This window comes from Allocoprococcus similis (assembly GCF_054660775.1).
Window position 1 is genome coordinate 1 of sequence record NZ_BAAHSG010000004.1, and the last position, 16706, is coordinate 16706.

Consider the following 16706-nt stretch of genomic DNA (forward strand, 5'->3'; position numbering starts at 1 on the left):
TGTTTTGGGGGGACGCCAAACTGGCGCGGGAGCGCGGTTTGGCTGGATTGAGTTTGTGGTTTGACGGGACTTCTGTTTTGGGGGGACGCGGAATTGGCGCGAGGCGCGATTCCGCTGGTTGTGTTTTTAGAGTTTGTGGGTCGAATGATTTACGATACAAGCCGGTCAGAGTCTCACAAGCAGAGCTTGTTCGACCGTTGGCGGCGCCAACTAACTAATCAGAAATAGAAGGAGTCCGGGNNCCCGGACTCCTTCTATTTCCGCTTAGCTGACCGGCTTGTTGCCTATCGCTTAGTTATTGATCAGTTTATCTTCACCGTTCCAGCTGTAGAGTTTTCTGATTTCTTCTCCTACTACTTCTGATGGATGTTCTGCGGCTTTCTTTCTCATTGCTTTGAAATGTACCTGACGTCCTGCTGGTGACATGTCGAGAAGGAATTCTTTTGCGAATGTTCCGTCCTGGATGTCTGAGAGGATCTTCTTCATTGCTTTCTTTGTATCTTCTGTGATGATCTTTGGTCCTGTGATGTAATCACCGTATTCTGCTGTGTTGGAGATTGAGTATCTCATTCCGGCGAATCCGCTCTGGTAGATCAGGTCTACGATAAGTTTCATTTCATGGATACATTCGAAGTATGCGTTTCTTGGATCGTATCCTGCTTCGCAAAGTGTTTCGAAACCTGTCTGCATAAGGGCACATACACCACCGCAAAGTACAGCCTGTTCTCCGAAGAGGTCTGTTTCTGTCTCTACTCTGTATGTTGTTTCAAGAAGTCCGGCTCTTGCTCCACCGATTGCAAGACCGTAAGCAAGTGCTCTGTCCCAGGCTTTTCCTGTGTAATCCTGTTCTACTGCGATCAGACATGGTGTTCCTTTTCCTGCCTGGTATTCGCTTCTTACTGTATGTCCTGGTGCTTTTGGAGCGATCATTGTTACATCTACGTATGACGGAGGTGTAATGCATCCGAAGTGGATGTTGAATCCATGTGCGAACATCAGCATGTTACCTTCTTCAAGGTTTGGTTCAATGTCTTTCTTATACATATCTGCCTGAAGTTCATCGTTGATAAGGATCATGATGATATCAGCTTTCTTTGCAGCTTCTGCTGCTGTATATACTTCAAATCCCTGAGCTTCTGCTTTTGCCCATGATTTGCTTCCTTCGTAAAGACCGATAATGACATTGCATCCTGAATCTTTCAGGTTCAGTGCATGTGCATGTCCCTGGCTACCATATCCGATGATAGCGATTGTCTGTCCTTCTAATACTGATAAATTACAGTCTTCCTGATAAAAAATTCTTGCTGCCATTTTTAATTTCCTCCTATGACTTATTGATTCTATAGAGTTAAAGGCTCCATGCCCCTAGCTTTCTTATGTAACTACTGCTGCACCCCTGAAGGTGCTGCTTTCGAGCTCTGAGCTCTTTTTAAACGTCCCTCTGCTTTAATCAAACATGATCACGTCATCGCTTCCACGCTTCAGACCGGTAATACCAGTTCTTGCCAGCTCCAGGATCTCATATCCTTCCAGAAGCTCCATAAACGCTTTCAACTTTGATTCGGTTCCCGTCAGTTCAATCATCAGACAGTCTTTTTCAACATCAACGATCTTCGCGCGGAAAATATCTGCCAGTGAAATAAGATCTGCTCTTTCAGATGCATTTGCACGAACCTTGATCATAACCAGTTCTCTGCATACTGAATTGCTGTCATTTAACGGCTTCACCTCAATCACGTCTTCCATCTTGCGAACCTGCTTCTCGATCTGTGAAAGAATCTGTTCATCTCCACTTGCTACGATCGTGATCCTTGTAAATCTCGGATCTGCAGTTGTACCTGCGGTAATACTTTCAATATTGTATCCCCGTCTGCTGAACAATCCTGCCATACGGCTTAATAGTCCCGGATTGTTATAAACCAAAATTGAATAAGCTTGTTTTCTCATAACATACTCCTTTACTTTACAAAACAGAGTGCGTTCTGTTTTTTTATTGTAGCAATTGACACTACCTTTGTCAAGTAGCTTTCTAAAATTTTATCACTTTAATTCGATTTTATCAATTAGAGGAACCTCTAATTATTGTTTTCACACTGATTTTTCCGGATTTTGTCAAAATATATCCTTTTATCATCTGGACATATAATTCTTCGATTACCTGCCGGACAAATCGTTTTTTGTCAAATTCGACTGTTGTCAGCTGTGGGCGGCAAATGAGTGCTGTTTCTTCTTTTCCGACTGCCATCACTTCAATTTCCTCCGGCACCTTGATTTCCAGATCATGCAGATAACCGACAGCCTCTGCTCCCTGTACGGCAGATGCAAATACGAGAATATCTGCGGATAATGCAAGCCCTGCCAGCCGGATTTTATAGAACATTCTCCGCAGATCCCTGTCTTTTGGAATTTCCAGATATTGTTCTTCTTCAAGAAAGCAGCCTTTTTTTGAAAATATTTTCTGCATTCCCTGCCATACCACTTTCCCGTACTCTTCCGTTCCATCCAGAAACCAGATTCTCTGTTCCTTTCTTTTAAGCAGAAACCTTGCGACTTCCTCACCGGCTTTTCCGTAAATCCGGTCTGTTCTGTATATCGCAGCCACCGGAACCGCACACATCTGCCGGATTCTTGTACACTCCTCTTCATTGAGCCAGATACAGATAACCCCATCCAGTTTCCATACTGCCGCATATCGTACAAATTCTTCTGCTGTTTTCACAAAATGCAGCAGCATATAATATTCCCTCTCGTCCAGACTCTTCTCGATCTCACGCAATATTTCTTCTAATTTTTCACTCTCCTGCTCCCATTCCTGCCTTTTCCCAACAACTACAGCAATCATCCCGGAAGATTTTCCTGAAAGGATACGCGCTCCCATGCTCGGGGCATATTCCTGTTCATCCAGGATCTCCTCTATCCTTTTTCTTGTCTTTCTTGATACTTTTTCCGTTCTTCCATGGATCACATTCGATACAGTTGTTGCACTCACTCCGGCTATTTTTGCAACATCTTTGATCCTGATTTTCCCCTCAGCCATTTCTTTTCCCCACTTACTTCTTTTATTTTCTCTGTTTCTACTATCTTACACTTCTTTTCTTCTTTCTTACTAATTCGCATTTTTTCGACAGCACCTGTAACTTTTCGATAAAATATTTTACAGACCATTGCCCGGATACCCGCTTTGTGCTATCCTTAACCTGTTAAATAATTTTTCAGATACAGGAGATTGAATCATGGATGGTATTATATTTGACGTAGACGGCACACTCTGGGACTCCACCGAAGCAGTTGCCAGATCCTGGAATCAGGCGATAGATGAGAATACGGATTTTTCCCTCTCACTTACAGCAGATGGGCTTAAGTCACTTTTCGGAAAAACAATGGATGAGATCACGCTTGCACTCTTTCCTTCCTGCCCAAAAGAAGAACGTGACCGGATCGGCTATCTTTGCTTTGACTATGAAAACCGGCTGCTTGAAACCGATCATGGTATTCTTTACCCGGATGTTGCACGGACACTGGAAAGCCTTTCTCGGAAAACCGACCTTTATATCGTCAGCAACTGCCAGTGTGGATATATCGAAGTTTTTCTAAAAACGATGGGACTCGGAAAATATATCAAAGATTTTTTATGCTTTGGTCAGACACAGGTTCCAAAAAACGAATCCATCCGTCTTCTGATGGAGCGCAATCATCTGCAGGATGTGGTCTATGTCGGAGATACCTCAGGTGATTTTGATGCCTGTCAGAAGGCAGACGTGCCTTTTATTTATGCTTCGTATGGATTTGGTGATGTTTCGGATCCACCAAGACAGATTGGCGCAATCAGGGAACTTCCTGCTCTTCTTGGACTGTAGATTTTCTCTGTTTATGTTCCTGGTTCAGGATTATATAGCAGTTTTTTCCATCATTAAGCATGTCACCGGTAGTTTTCTTCCATACACATGACAATATAAAAAGATCAGAGTCTGATAACCACATTTTTTATCATTCTCTGATCTTTTTATATTGAATTCTTTCCAGTGGATTTTCCTTCTCTTTATTCCACATCCTCTTCATCAAATTCACACACCACATAATACCCCTGCGGTGTCTGCTTTACGTCAATCACCTTTCCCTGTCCGGACTTAAGCCTCTGCCATGAACGGTAATTGGCACTCATTGCCACAGCCGGCTCAATCGTATAATAAAAATACGCAGCTACAACGCCCTCTGTCACATCAACAATCTGTCCGGGCTCAACCAGTCCCGGACGCTCCATTTTAAATTCCATCTGTCTCATTTCTGCCTGATACCTGCCTCTTTTTCTATATTGTATTCGTTTTTACTTGTAATTGCAAGCATTTACACAGACTGTTTTGTGACGTAGCTTTGAAGCAGAACGCCGCTGTCAGGTGCCTTTTTAGCCACCTGATCTAAAACAACTGAAATCACATTATCCTTCGTTCTATTCGGATTTCTTACACTGCTTTTCATGCAGAACTTCCGGAACGATCATATAATGCTCCTCAATCAATTTTGCTGTCTTTTCAACAGATTATTGATGCCTTCCTGGTATATTCCATTCATTCTTCCTTTCAGATTTTTGCAGTTTTTATAAAAAGAACAGGCTGATCCCCACAATTACTGCAAGTGTAATAGCCAGAGCCGGCCAGAGTGCCCAGAAGGCACCCAAAACCATGGCCAGATAATCTCCCTTTTCAAAAACAATGTTCTGATCACTCATCTGCTTTTTAAATTCCAGAAACTTTTTATCCTGTTCCTCCAACTGTCTTCCTCGTTTGCTGTATCCTCCAAAAAAGCTCATGATAATTCCTTTCTATTAATCTTATGAATCCTTTTCTACTCCAAGTGGATTGTGGCAAGCCACAAAGTGTCCCGGTCTCATTTCCACAAGTTCCGGTGTAATATGCTTACAGATCTCTGTACAGTATTTACATCTTGTATGGAATTTACATCCTTTCGGCGGATGAACCGGACTTGGGATATCTCCTTCAAGCGGGATCATCTCTCTGTCAGAATCGACGTCTGTTGTCGGAATTGCCGATAACAGCGCTTCCGTATATGGATGTGTCGGATGGTCAAACATTTCCTGTGACTCTGCAAGCTCTACGATGTTTCCAAGGTACATAACACCGATTCGGTCACTGATATATTTTACAACACTCAAACCATGTGAGATAAATAAATATGCAAGATTGTCTTCGCTTCCAAGATCTTTCAGAAGGTTGACGATCTGTGACTGAATGGAAACGTCAAGTGCGGAAACCGCCTCATCGCAGACTACAAATCTTGGTTTTAATGCAAGTGCACGTGCAATACCAATCCTCTGTCTCTGACCGCCGGAGAACTGGTGTGGATAACGATGGATCATGTATGGTGCAAGTCCACATTTTTCCATGACTTCCATTACATATGCCTGCATTTTTTCATCATTTTTCTTAAAAATGCCATGTGCAAGAAGACCTTCTCCGATGATCTGTCCGACTGTCATACGTGGATTAAGTGATGAGTATGGATCCTGGAAGATCATCTGCATATCTTTACGGAGGAAACGCATTTCTTGTGTTTTAAGTCTCGCAAGATCTACTCCATCATCACGGTATGCTTCGTATTTTGCAAAAGCTTCATCGCTTTTATATTTACTGCGGAGTCCTTCTAACTTCTTTTCCGCTTTTTCAAGTTCCACTTTCTTCTCTGCGATTTCTTTTGTCTTATCTGTGCCTTCCATCTGGTTTTCTTCATTTAAACCGCTGATCACTCTGGCAACTTTAAATTTGTCAAGCAGTAATTGTTCTGCTTCTTTTGTGTCATCTAAGCTGTAGAATCCACCGATGATCTGAACAAGGTTCAGGAATTCCATATTACATTTCTTCTGGATATTTTCACATTCAGCCTGTTTCTGGAATTTTTCCGCAGAATCTTCCATTTTTTCATATTCTGCTTTTAATGTTTCTGCCTTTGCTTCTAATTCAGCAATTTTCTTTTTACTGGAAAAAATATTTTTAATTGTCTCATCTACATAAAGCGGTGCCATATCGGTAAGAGTTCTGCCGTAATACATTGTCTTACCTTCTGTCTGTTTGTAAATCTGAAGTAAAGTTCTTCCAAATGTTGATTTTCCGCATCCGGATTCTCCAACAAGACCAACTGTTTCTCCTTCGTAAATATTCAGAGTAATTCCGTCATTGGCTCTTACATACTCCTGCTCTTTCTGGAATAGTTTTGTTTTCTTAAGTGGAAACCACTGTTTCAGATCCGTGACTTTCAAAAGCACTTTCTTTTCATCATTATTTGGCATGGCGTGCCTCCTTATCCGGGTAGAAACAACGAATCAAGTGATTGTCTTCTGCCAACTCTAATTTTGGTTCTTCATTCAAACATTTCTCTGTTGCATATTTACAACGCGGAGCGAATTTGCATCCCTTCGGAAGATCCAGCGGATGAGGTACTGCTCCAGGAATTGCCTCAAGTCTTGCTCCAACCGGTGTATCCAGACGTGGAATTGAAGTCATAAGTCCTTCCGTATATGGATGTGAGCAGGTTGTCTCTTTTGCAAAGATTGTTCTTGCTTTACACATTTCCACAACCTGACCGCAATACATAACTGCCACCTCATCCGCCATCTGGTTAATAACTCCAAGGTCATGTGTAATGAACAGAATTGATGTTCCTTTTTCCTTTTTCAGTTCATTCATCAGCTTTAAGATCTGTGCCTGAATGGTAACGTCCAAAGCAGTGGTCGGTTCGTCAGCGATCAGAAGACTTGGTTCGCAGGCAAGAGCCATGGCGATCATAACTCTCTGACGCATTCCACCTGACAGCTGATGCGGGAACTGTTTCATAACAGATTCCGGATTCGAGATCTTAACCGCTTTTAACATTTCAAGTGATTTCTCACTTGCTTCTTTTTTTGTAATTTTCTGATGAGTTAAATAAACTTCATTTAACTGTTTTTCGATTGTATATACCGGGTTCAGACTTGTCATCGGTTCCTGGAAAATAACGGAAATCTCATTTCCACGAATCTGGTACATATCATTGATTGTACACTCCGCAAGATTTCTTCCCTTGAAAGTAATTGTACCGCTGTCGATATATCCGTTTCCATCCAGAAGCTTTAAGATACTCATTGCCGATACACTCTTTCCACTTCCGGATTCTCCTACGATACCTAATGTTTTCCCAGGCTCTACTCGATAGGAAACACCGTTGACCGCTTTTACAATTCCTTTTTTTGTCTTAAAAAATGTATGTAGATCATCTACTTCCAATAAATATGCCATCGTTATTCCTACCTTTCATTTGCTTTCGGGTCAACTGCTCTACGAAGTCCGTCACCAAACAAGTTGATACTTACAGTACAAAGTCCTAATACAACTGACGGGAATACCCATCTCCACCAGTACTGTGAGATAACTTCTGAAGAACGACAGTTGTTCAGCATATTTCCCCATGAAGGAATTGGCTCTGCAACACCGAATCCTAAGAATGATAATCCGGATTCTGTTAACATACAGGTTGCAAATGAGATTGTTGCCTGTACAATGATAATCGTCATTACGTTCGGTACGATATGACGGAAAATAATATTCTTTTCTCTTACCCCCAGTGCTTTTGCAGCAACAACGAATTCTTTGTTACGCTCTGCAAGCACCTGTGCACGGACGAGACCTGCGATACCAGTCCATCCGAGGAAACCGAGGATCAACATGATCATGATGATTCTTCCGACATCAGATACTTTATTTCCGATCAAAGCAGAAAGGATCAGTGCCAGTGGGATGAACGGAAGGGATCCGACAACCTCTGACAGACGCATAAGAAGGATATCCACGGTTCCACCGTAGTATCCGGAAATACCACCTACTAAGATACCGATCGCGAACTGGATGATAACAGCGATGAATCCAACGGTCATAGTCATCTGTCCACCCTTTAAGATACGATAGAATACGTTTCTTCCAAGGTTATCTGTCCCAAGTAAGTAACCTTTCAGTCCCCATGTTACAACAGAGCCATCTTCTTTGATGATGCAGTTCTGATAATAACCGGAAGTTAATTTTGCAATATTGGATGCTTTTGTAGGAACTGTTGCCTGTTTGTTTTCGTTTCCGCCCCAGGCTACCGCGTTTCCATCCTCTGTCACAACAACAAGATGGTTACGTCCACCTGAAATATCCACCGCTTTGCCCTGTACTTCTTCCGGTACAGAGAAAATATGGTCATGGTTGTTTCCCCAGACTTTTACGGTACCATCTTTTAGTACAGCCGCTGCTGCTTTATCTGTCAAAGCGATTTTCTCTACTTTTCCCTGAATCTTTTCCGGTACATTATCTAAAGCAGTTTCTTTCTTTGCAAGAGAGATGACTTTTCCATCCTTTGTAAGGGCGATGGCTGTCTGAATATTTGCTTTTACTTCTTTGACTTTTTCGTCCTTTACATTAGCTGTAGAAATATCAACTGCACTTGTGTTTCCCCATGAAACAACTTTTCCGTCTTCTGTTACAACAACGGATACCTGATATCCCGCTTCAATATCAGCGATTTTTTTGCCTTTCAGCTCCGGCGGGATCACATTAAGTCCCATTCGGTTGAAGCCCCAGGTATATAAATTACCTTTATCGTTGATTGCCAGCACATGATCCTGACCAACTGCGATATCAACAACTTTTCCCATATCAGCCGGGATTTTTTTCAGGTTTTTCGTTAACTGTCCCCACTCATAAACGTAACCGTCTTTGTCAACTCCTACACCGTATGTCGGACCAAATTCAATCACTTCGGCATTGTCTTTTAAATCTGATGGAACCGAAAGGAATGAAAATCCCGGTGCGATATTTTTCTGTGTTGGATCCTGATAGTTTAAATCCTGGTGAAACCAGATCGGAAGGATAAAACACATTGCAAAAATTGATACGAATACGATCAATCCCCCCATAGCCAGTTTGTTTTCCAGCAGATTTTTTATAATCGTACGAAAAGGACTTTGCATCTGTTCTTCTTCAAGAACGGAACGCTGCTCTTTTTCTTTCTTCTTTCCAAATAACATTTGTCTTCCTCCTAATCGAGTTTAATTCTTGGATCAACGATACAGTAACATAAGTCTGTGATCAGGTTTGCAGCAAGTCCTAACAAAATGTAAAACATCTGCATGGACAATGCGACTGTATAGTCATGCTGGTTCAAGGAATCGATCAGAAGTTTTCCGACACCTTTCCATGAGAACAGGGTCTCAATGATAACCGCTCCACCAAAGATACCTACGATAGAGCCTACGATCCAGCCTGTGATCGGGATCATTGCGTTACGGAACGCATGTTTGTAAATAACAGTTTTTTCTTTCAGACCTTTAGCACGGGCTGTTCTAACATAATCCATAGATAATGCATCAAGAAGAGCTCCTCTGACATAACGGATCAGTCCACCGATACCTGTCAGACATACAATGATAGGAAGTGCCATATGATATAAATAATCTAAGAATGCTCTGAAGCCAGTGAAATTCGCACCGGTTGTAACCATTCCACTGATCGGGAAAATCGGAATTTTAATCGCAAACAGGTAGATAAAGATCAGCGCCGAAATAAATGAAGGAATACTGATACCGATCATTGTTGCTACCTGAAGTGATGTATCAAATACCGTATCTTTTTTTACTGCACATTTGATTCCCAGCGGAATTCCGATCGCTAAAAGGAAAATATAATATACAACGTTTAATGCGATTGTATTTTTCATCGGCGGTCCGATCAGTTCTTTAACCGGAATACGATATACGGTAGAGTAACCGAAATCTCCCTGTAAGATATTTCCCATCCAGCTTAAATACTGAACCGGAATCGGTTTATCAAGTCCAAGACGTACTCTTGCCTGTTGATAGAGCATCTCATACTGTTCCGGTGAAACGCTCTGCTTCTGTCCCTCGACCATAAGTCTGGCAGGATCACCAGGTACCATTTTGAAGATACCAAACAGTAAGATGGAAAGCAGGAAGAATACTATAATAATATAACCAAGTCTTTTCAATATGTATTTTGCCATAATGTAGTTTTCTCCTTCTGGATTATATAGTTATCCTGAATTATCTATGACATGTGATTCTTTCTGAATACTTCGTCATAATTTTGTTTTTCACACTAAGAAAAGATACGGGAAGACAGAACGTTTCCCTTTGTTCTGTCCTCCCTGTTTTGTCATGCATATCAGATGTTAATAGAATTGATCTATTCTAATGAATCCTTCTTATTTATTCTTCAACATATGCATCTAATACCATTGCTCCCCATCCCACATGAGCTCTAGGAACGAAATTCTTAAGCTTCGGATTGAAGAACATGTAAGAAACGCCTGATCCCATTGGAAGACTTGGAAGTTTTTTGTTGTAAGCCAGCTGGAATTCTCCATATAATTTTCTGAATCCGTCAATGTCTTCAGGATCAATTTTCTGCATCTCTTTACCGATCGCTTTTAATTCCGGATCAGAAATATAGTTAACATTCCATGTTCCCATTAAGCTCGGATCATCATCGAAACAGTTCCAGTAGAAGAGAATTTCCGGAATTCCGATACTGCTGTAGAAAATGTTATATTCCGGTTCGTCGATACCCTGGCGAGTCAGGTGATTGATCATAAGTGCGAAATCCATAGATGTGTATTTGTATTCCATACCGATCTTTTCTGCTTCCGGTGGGATTACTGTGTTGTAAAGTTTTGAGTAGTCATCTTCACAGCATGCTACTTCAACTTTTAATTTCATCAATTCACCATCTACTTCTTTGTAACGGTATTTGTCTGTACCTTCTTTATACTCGTCACCTTTTTCATTCAGTGTCCATCCACCATCGATGAGTTCCTGTTTTGCTTTATCAAGGTCATATGAGTAGTGAATCAGTTCAGATTCAATATCATCTTTGATTGCTGCAAAATCTGTTGTTGCATCTGTTGCATAACAGTCTACTACTGTACCGTATCCGCCTGTTAACTGTTTGTTGATTTCATCACGGTCTACGATGTAAGCGATTGCACGTCTTACTTCTTCAAACTGTGTCGGTCCAAAGTCACACATGTAACGCATCTCGTTGATACGTGTTCCCGGTACAAGACCATAGTTTGCATCTAATTTTCCTTCTTCTACTTTTGTTAAAGCAGCTTCGATCTTTTCTCCCGTACCTGCTGAGTAGAAGTCGATTGTTCCTTTTTCAAATTCGTCACGGATTGTTTCATCTGCAACCGGTTTGGAAATAATTGTCTGGATATGTGGTTTTGTTCCATCATAGGTTCCAAGGTATTCTTCGTTGACCTCAAGTTCAACAGTTTCTGTTGTAAGATCCACGCTCTTTAATTTGTAAGGTCCGCATACAACCGGTGCTTTGTAACGGAATCCTTTATCCGGATCAAGTAAGGTTTCTCTGATGAGATCTTCTGTAAATCCGTCTGTGAGGTATGCTCCGTTTCCATCATCCTTCACGTCGCATCCAGGAGCGATTGCTGCAAGCGGTTCCGGTCCATAGGCAACATTTGCCATCTCATAGTAGTTCGGAAGCTGATCTGCACTGATTGTCATAGAGAATTCGTAATCCCCAAGAAGGTTAACACCTGCGAATTCTTTTGTTGTTCCCTGTACATGATCGTTGTATCCAACTAAAGCCCATCCGTATGTTGCATCACCTTCACAGGCTGCAAATTCCGGAGAAGAGTGAAGCAGAAGACTGAATACATAATCTTTTGCTGTGATCGGAGAACCGTCACTCCATTTCAGGTTATCATTGATTTCAAAACGGTATGTCTTGCTTCCGTCGTCGTTCTCGATCACTTCATGATCTTTAACGACAACCGGGTCCCAATCAAGAACATAATCACGATTGTAATCAGCGAGGGCGTAACCACTCATCAATCCGATGAATCCGGAGTTTGTTGCATTGTTAGACCAGCCGCCGTACATATCCGGTGATAAAGTACCCGGTGAAATTGCAACTACTACCTGTCCCCCCACAGGAGCATCTTCCGGTGGTGCACTTTGCATGTCTTCGGTCACCTCAACTCCAACCTGTTTGCTTTCGCCATCATCTTGGTTCTGTTGGTTCTTGCTGGAAGCTCCTCCACCGCCACAGGCTGTGGCTGAGAATACCATGATACCAGCCAGCATAAGGGCTATCATTCTCTTTTTCATTTTGCATTCCTCCATAAACTTTGTGTTAAGGTAATTATAACATTTTACCAATTAAACATCTATTGTCGTTTTCGTTTTTGTGCATTTTTGTGGAATACGCCGTATTTTTATTGTATACAGAAAAACAAGTCTTTCATGGACGGATTTTACTACATATATGGACGATATCTGTTTTTCGTTCACACACATTCAGATTGTTAACATTCTACAATTTGGGCATTTTTAACAAATTGTCAAATGTTAACATTTGACTAAAAACAAAAAAAGTAAGACGATTGTCCTACTTTTTTCATCAATCTTTTTGTTATCGCGATAAGAGTACGACGGTTTCCAAATGCTCTGTAAACGCAAACATTTCCACCGGCTGTATCTTTTTTACCTGATATCCTTTTTTTGTCAGATACTTCAGATCTCTTGCCAGTGTCTCCGGATTGCAGGAAATGTACACGATCTTCTCCGGTCCCATCTTCACTGCCGATGCCATAAATTTCTCATCACTTCCGGCTCTCGGCGGATCCATAAACAGCACATCCATACTTTTTCCTTCTGCTGCCATTGCCTCCATAAATTCACCGGCATCTCCCTGGAAAAACTTCACATTCCGGATCTGATTTTCTCTGGCGTTTAATTTTGCATCCTTTACAGCATCCTTATTGAGTTCCACACCAACCACTTCTTTTGCATGTCCCGAAGCGATAAGACCGATCGTTCCGATTCCGCAATAGGCATCGATTACGCTTTCTTTTCCTGTCAGATGCGCAAATTCAATCGCTTTCTGATAAAGGATCTCCGTCTGCACCGGATTTACCTGATAGAAAGACTTTGGTGAAATCCGGAAGGTACACCCGCAGAGTTCATCCCGGATAAATCCTTTCCCATATAACACTTTTTCTCTCTCCCCAAGGATCATACTGGTCTTTCTGTCGTTGATATTCAGTACAACCGTCGTAATCTCCGGATGTTCTTTTCTGAGTGCTTTTACAAAATTATTAGACGATGGAAGGATTGGTGATCCAAGCACCAGAACCACCATGATTTCTCCGCTTTTAAATCCTCTTCTGATCAGCACATGACGGAACAGGCCATAACCTGTATCTTCATCATAGGTCTTGATCTTAAAAGATTTCAAAAGTCCACGGATTGTCCGGATGATCTCCTGACTTTTTTTGTCCTCGATCAGACAGTTTTCAACAGGAACGACTCTGTGGGTCTTCGCTTCATAGGTTCCGGATATGATATTTCCCCTTCGGTCTCTGTCAAATACGGCGTGTACTTTGTTTCTGTAATAATACGGATTCTCCATTCCGATGATCGGTTCTACTTTTCCAAATTTCGACAACAATGCATTTACCGCTTTTTGTTTCTTTTTCAGCTGCTCCTTATAGGGCACTCCCTGATACTGGCATCCTCCGCATTTTTTTGCCACTTTACAGACTTCCGGTTCTGTCTGATTTTTCTTTTCTTCCATTTTTTATCCTCTCTTCTTTTTCATTCTTTTCTTAAAAAAGATCCGGCATATTATCCAGATACAACTCTTCTCTGACCGGGAGATGGTAATATGCTTTTTTATATCTGATTTATTCATTCTTATAATCCTTTAATCGTTCAGATCCGTCTGGAATCTTGATAAATGTTCATACGGCAGGATCAGCCTGCCCCGGTATAATCCGCATCCGTCATTGATCAGACTGTTATTTGCCGCAGCAAACATATTGACTTCCAGATCCTTTAGTTCCAGCTCCAGGAGCCGCATTCCTCTTTCGTATGCCTCATCAAAATAAATGCATTCTCCTTCCGGAATGGCTTCTCTTCTGGCCCTGACTCTTTCCTGCTCCTTCTCATAGGCCTGGTGATTTGCAGCTCCAATCTCCGCTATATCATCCATCTTCTTTGTCCGCAGCTGCACTTCCATGTAGCTTCTCGAACAGTTGTCGTAAAACGTGATGTGCAATGATTGATAGCTGCTTCCATTTCCATTAGAAATATAATCCCGATAATAAGGTTTTACCGCCTCATCCATAAAAGGAGATGTACTTTCAAGCACTCCCTTTGCCAGTTCTGCCGTAAACCCTCTTTCCTCCAGAAAGCCTGGAAGAACATTCGCGATCCTGTATAAATACTTGATTTCCTCTTCCTCTCGCAGTTTGTCATCCCTGATATTGCATTTCGGAAGAGAGATTACCAGACGGTATGCGATAATATCCCGAAAGCAGCTCAGCTTTTCCCTTAGGTCCGGCACCGACGGATAGGTATGATGCTTTTCGTAATAATCATAAATATATTCTACAATATACCCGTTGAATTTTTCCTCTGCAAGGATCAGCGACTTGATCCTTCCTTTAAAAGTAAAGGCAAGCAGAGGATATTCCTGTACCATATATTTATAAAACTCCCTGATTTTCTGCGACTGTGCAGTAAGGAAATCATTGTGCTCAAGCAGTTCCCTGATCTGGATCAGAAAATGGGAATGGATGAGATCTATTTCGTTGTGATTCTTCTTTGCTTCTTTCTTCAGATCCACTGTATAATTTCTTAAAATCCGAAAAATCGTATCACCTGAATATAAATAGTCATTTAATGTGATCATATGCTTCACCCTTCTTTTATCTGACGTTTTTCTTATACAGTATAGCAGAATCCGGCTAAATTTGATACTGCTGTTTCAAATCGAGTGATCTGATTCATCGAATATAAAAACAGGAATTGATCTGCTGCATATAATCCAGCAAGGTCAATCCCTGTTTTTATTACATATTTATAATTTTTATTGTGCAGACTATTCTAATTCCAGAACCACAACTTCACAGCTCCGTAAATTCAACGTATCTGCTTCACAGTCTGCCATTTCCTCTGCCCGGTTCGACAGCCATACTTTTTTTATACCGCTTTTCAATTTGATTATTGCAACATCCTTTCCGAAATTAGCAGCTACAAGAATACATTTGGATTCATTTTTACGATAAAATGCCATGATTCCGTCCACATTTTCATATTCCGGAAGAAATTCTCCATAGGTAAATACTTCTTTCAATTCATCCAATTTACGCAGTGCAACCAGTTTACGATAATAATTCAGAACGGAGTCCATATCCTGTTCCTGAGCTTCCACATTCACATCTTTAAATAAAGGATTTACCTTTAACCATGGCGTTCCTTTTGTAAATCCGCCATTTTTTTCACCGTTCCATTGCATCGGTGTTCTCGCGTTGTCACGGCTCATGCGACTGCATACTTCCAAGGCTTCCTGATCCGACAATCCTGCTTCACGGGCAGTATGATACTGGTCTTTTGTACTGATATCATCAAATTCCTCCATGCTGTTCCATTTGGCATTTCTCATACCGATTTCCTGCCCCTGGTAAATGAAAGGAATTCCTCTGAGCAGAAGACTGACCGTACCAAGCATCTTGATTCCCGCCGGTGTCTGGGCATAAGAAGATAAAAATCTGGATGCTCCTCTTGGCTCATCATGATTTTCAATGATATTCGCCTTAAAGCCATACTTCTGTGTTTCTAATTGTGCCTGAATGATCGCATCTCTCCATTTCGCAAATTCCAGCTTCGGAGCATCATACCATCCATGTTCTCCATCGGTGAGCGTATGGGCGCTAAAATCAAATATTGTTGAAAAATGACCGGTTTCACCAATAAATTCCGGTAATTCATCCGGTTTCATATTAAATACTTCTCCTACTGTAAAGGCATCATACTTTTCAAAAGTTGACTTTTTCAGATCTTCCAGTAGCTTCCCTACTCCGTCTACACTTTCAACCATCTTCCAGCAGCTTGCCAGACCATCTTTCCCATCCGGTGCAAAATCAGAAAAGTCCAGATCCTTCTTGATGTTGATGATCGCGTCGATTCGAAAACCGGAGAGACCTTTTTCCAGCCACCAGTTGATCATTTTGTACAGTTCCTGCCGTAACTTCGGATTTTCCCAATTCAGATCCGGCTGTTCCTTTGCAAACATGTGAAAATAATATTTGTCCGTTCCCGGTACCTTTTCCCAGCAGCTTCCTCCAAAATAAGAGCGGTAATTGCTCGGTGGATTTCCGTTTTTGCCCTTGCGGAAATAAAAATAATCTGCAAACTCTCCATCCGGATCTGCTAAAGCTTTCTGGAACCACTCATGTTTGTCGGAGCAATGATTAATAACCAGATCCATAATAATATGCATGTCTCGTTTTTTTGCTTCCGCCAGCAGTTCATCAAATTCTTCCATTGTTCCGAACTCTTCAGCAATTGCATAGTAATCCGCAATATCATATCCCTGATCTACAAATGGTGATTTGTAAACAGGCGATAACCAGATAATATCAATCCCTAACTTTTTCAGATAATCCAGTTTAGAAATAATTCCTCTCAGATCTCCGATTCCGTCTCCATTTGTATCCAGAAAACTCTTTGGGTAAATCTGATACGCTACTTTGTCATGCCACCACTTTTTTTCCATTTTTATCAACCTCTTTCATATATGATCATCGTATTGCTTCGCCATTGCTTTATTTCTTTGGCTATATTATACTGCTATTAT

The 16706-nt window shown here is 41.4% G+C and carries 14 protein-coding genes; 1 reads left to right on the forward strand and 13 read right to left on the reverse strand.

The features are described 5' to 3' along the window. Positions 1 to 291: 291 nt before the first annotated feature. The 3 genes from ilvC to ACYQ5K_RS01680 form a co-directional block, all read right to left on the reverse strand. Complete coding sequence (ilvC, locus tag ACYQ5K_RS01670) at positions 292 to 1311, reverse strand: ketol-acid reductoisomerase (RefSeq protein WP_195231302.1); 1020 nt, start codon at positions 1309 to 1311, stop codon at positions 292 to 294. Positions 1312 to 1446: 135 nt separating this feature from the next. After that, positions 1447 to 1947: an acetolactate synthase small subunit gene (gene ilvN / locus ACYQ5K_RS01675; RefSeq protein ID WP_117556485.1), complete on the reverse strand. Its 501-nt coding sequence runs from the start codon at positions 1945 to 1947 to the stop codon at positions 1447 to 1449. Between the two features lie 112 nt (positions 1948 to 2059). Further along, a complete protein-coding gene (locus tag ACYQ5K_RS01680; protein WP_173688489.1) occupies positions 2060 to 3037 on the reverse strand; it encodes a LacI family DNA-binding transcriptional regulator in 978 nt (325 codons plus the stop codon). A gap of 196 nt (positions 3038 to 3233) precedes the next feature. Here ACYQ5K_RS01680 and ACYQ5K_RS01685 point away from each other — a divergent pair, with 196 nt between their 5' ends. After that, positions 3234 to 3857 carry an HAD family hydrolase gene (locus ACYQ5K_RS01685; RefSeq protein WP_173688490.1) on the forward strand — a complete coding sequence of 208 codons (624 nt, stop codon included), beginning with the start codon at positions 3234 to 3236 and terminating at the stop codon, positions 3855 to 3857. 182 nt (positions 3858 to 4039) lie between these two features. Here the strand turns inward: ACYQ5K_RS01685 and ACYQ5K_RS01690 are convergent, their stop codons facing one another. The 10 genes from ACYQ5K_RS01690 to ACYQ5K_RS01735 all read right to left on the reverse strand — a co-directional run bounded on the left by ACYQ5K_RS01690 (position 4040) and on the right by ACYQ5K_RS01735 (position 16625). Continuing rightward, positions 4040 to 4282 carry a hypothetical protein gene (locus ACYQ5K_RS01690; protein ID WP_008369354.1) on the reverse strand — a complete coding sequence of 81 codons (243 nt, stop codon included), beginning with the start codon at positions 4280 to 4282 and terminating at the stop codon, positions 4040 to 4042. Between the two features lie 312 nt (positions 4283 to 4594). Then, on the reverse strand, positions 4595 to 4807 hold the full coding sequence (locus tag ACYQ5K_RS01695) for a hypothetical protein (protein ID WP_008369357.1): 213 nt from the start codon (positions 4805 to 4807) through the stop codon (positions 4595 to 4597). Positions 4808 to 4828: 21 nt separating this feature from the next. Beyond that, complete coding sequence (locus tag ACYQ5K_RS01700) at positions 4829 to 6301, reverse strand: ABC transporter ATP-binding protein (protein WP_459777220.1); 1473 nt, start codon at positions 6299 to 6301, stop codon at positions 4829 to 4831. Next, the gene (locus ACYQ5K_RS01705; RefSeq protein ID WP_459777221.1) at positions 6291 to 7286 is read right to left on the reverse strand and encodes an ABC transporter ATP-binding protein; all 996 of its coding nucleotides are present in this window, start codon (positions 7284 to 7286) and stop codon (positions 6291 to 6293) included. Before ACYQ5K_RS01705 ends, ACYQ5K_RS01700 begins: the two co-directional genes overlap by 11 nt. Positions 7287 to 7294: 8 nt before the next feature. Continuing rightward, positions 7295 to 9052, reverse strand: coding sequence for an ABC transporter permease subunit (locus ACYQ5K_RS01710; protein ID WP_459777222.1), 1758 nt, complete (start codon positions 9050 to 9052; stop codon positions 7295 to 7297). 11 nt (positions 9053 to 9063) lie between these two features. Then, positions 9064 to 10044, reverse strand: a complete 981-nt coding sequence (locus ACYQ5K_RS01715; RefSeq protein WP_459777223.1) for an ABC transporter permease — start codon at positions 10042 to 10044, stop codon at positions 9064 to 9066. Between the two features lie 205 nt (positions 10045 to 10249). Next, positions 10250 to 12172: an ABC transporter substrate-binding protein gene (locus tag ACYQ5K_RS01720; RefSeq protein ID WP_459777224.1), complete on the reverse strand. Its 1923-nt coding sequence runs from the start codon at positions 12170 to 12172 to the stop codon at positions 10250 to 10252. Positions 12173 to 12476: 304 nt separating this feature from the next. After that, positions 12477 to 13640: a 23S rRNA (uracil(1939)-C(5))-methyltransferase RlmD gene (gene rlmD, locus ACYQ5K_RS01725; RefSeq protein WP_195231316.1), complete on the reverse strand. Its 1164-nt coding sequence runs from the start codon at positions 13638 to 13640 to the stop codon at positions 12477 to 12479. Between the two features lie 129 nt (positions 13641 to 13769). Further along, on the reverse strand, positions 13770 to 14759 hold the full coding sequence (locus tag ACYQ5K_RS01730) for a guanosine polyphosphate pyrophosphohydrolase (protein WP_459777225.1): 990 nt from the start codon (positions 14757 to 14759) through the stop codon (positions 13770 to 13772). Between the two features lie 189 nt (positions 14760 to 14948). Beyond that, positions 14949 to 16625: an alpha-glucosidase gene (locus ACYQ5K_RS01735; protein ID WP_459777226.1), complete on the reverse strand. Its 1677-nt coding sequence runs from the start codon at positions 16623 to 16625 to the stop codon at positions 14949 to 14951. Positions 16626 to 16706 lie beyond the last annotated feature (81 nt).

Bases quoted from the DNA above. Each gene is read 5' to 3' on its own strand.
- ilvC (WP_195231302.1), bottom strand. From the start codon at position 1,311: ATGGCAGCAAGAATTTTTTATCAGGAAGACTGTAATTTATCAGTATTA.
- ilvN (WP_117556485.1), bottom strand. From the start codon at position 1,947: ATGAGAAAACAAGCTTATTCAATTTTGGTTTATAACAATCCGGGACTA.
- ACYQ5K_RS01680 (WP_173688489.1), bottom strand. From the start codon at position 3,037: ATGGCTGAGGGGAAAATCAGGATCAAAGATGTTGCAAAAATAGCCGGA.
- ACYQ5K_RS01685 (WP_173688490.1), top strand. From the start codon at position 3,234: ATGGATGGTATTATATTTGACGTAGACGGCACACTCTGGGACTCCACC.
- ACYQ5K_RS01690 (WP_008369354.1), bottom strand. From the start codon at position 4,282: ATGAGACAGATGGAATTTAAAATGGAGCGTCCGGGACTGGTTGAGCCC.
- ACYQ5K_RS01695 (WP_008369357.1), bottom strand. From the start codon at position 4,807: ATGAGCTTTTTTGGAGGATACAGCAAACGAGGAAGACAGTTGGAGGAA.
- ACYQ5K_RS01700 (WP_459777220.1), bottom strand. From the start codon at position 6,301: ATGCCAAATAATGATGAAAAGAAAGTGCTTTTGAAAGTCACGGATCTG.
- ACYQ5K_RS01705 (WP_459777221.1), bottom strand. From the start codon at position 7,286: ATGGCATATTTATTGGAAGTAGATGATCTACATACATTTTTTAAGACA.
- ACYQ5K_RS01710 (WP_459777222.1), bottom strand. From the start codon at position 9,052: ATGTTATTTGGAAAGAAGAAAGAAAAAGAGCAGCGTTCCGTTCTTGAA.
- ACYQ5K_RS01715 (WP_459777223.1), bottom strand. From the start codon at position 10,044: ATGGCAAAATACATATTGAAAAGACTTGGTTATATTATTATAGTATTC.
- ACYQ5K_RS01720 (WP_459777224.1), bottom strand. From the start codon at position 12,172: ATGAAAAAGAGAATGATAGCCCTTATGCTGGCTGGTATCATGGTATTC.
- rlmD (WP_195231316.1), bottom strand. From the start codon at position 13,640: ATGGAAGAAAAGAAAAATCAGACAGAACCGGAAGTCTGTAAAGTGGCA.
- ACYQ5K_RS01730 (WP_459777225.1), bottom strand. From the start codon at position 14,759: ATGATCACATTAAATGACTATTTATATTCAGGTGATACGATTTTTCGG.
- ACYQ5K_RS01735 (WP_459777226.1), bottom strand. From the start codon at position 16,625: ATGGAAAAAAAGTGGTGGCATGACAAAGTAGCGTATCAGATTTACCCA.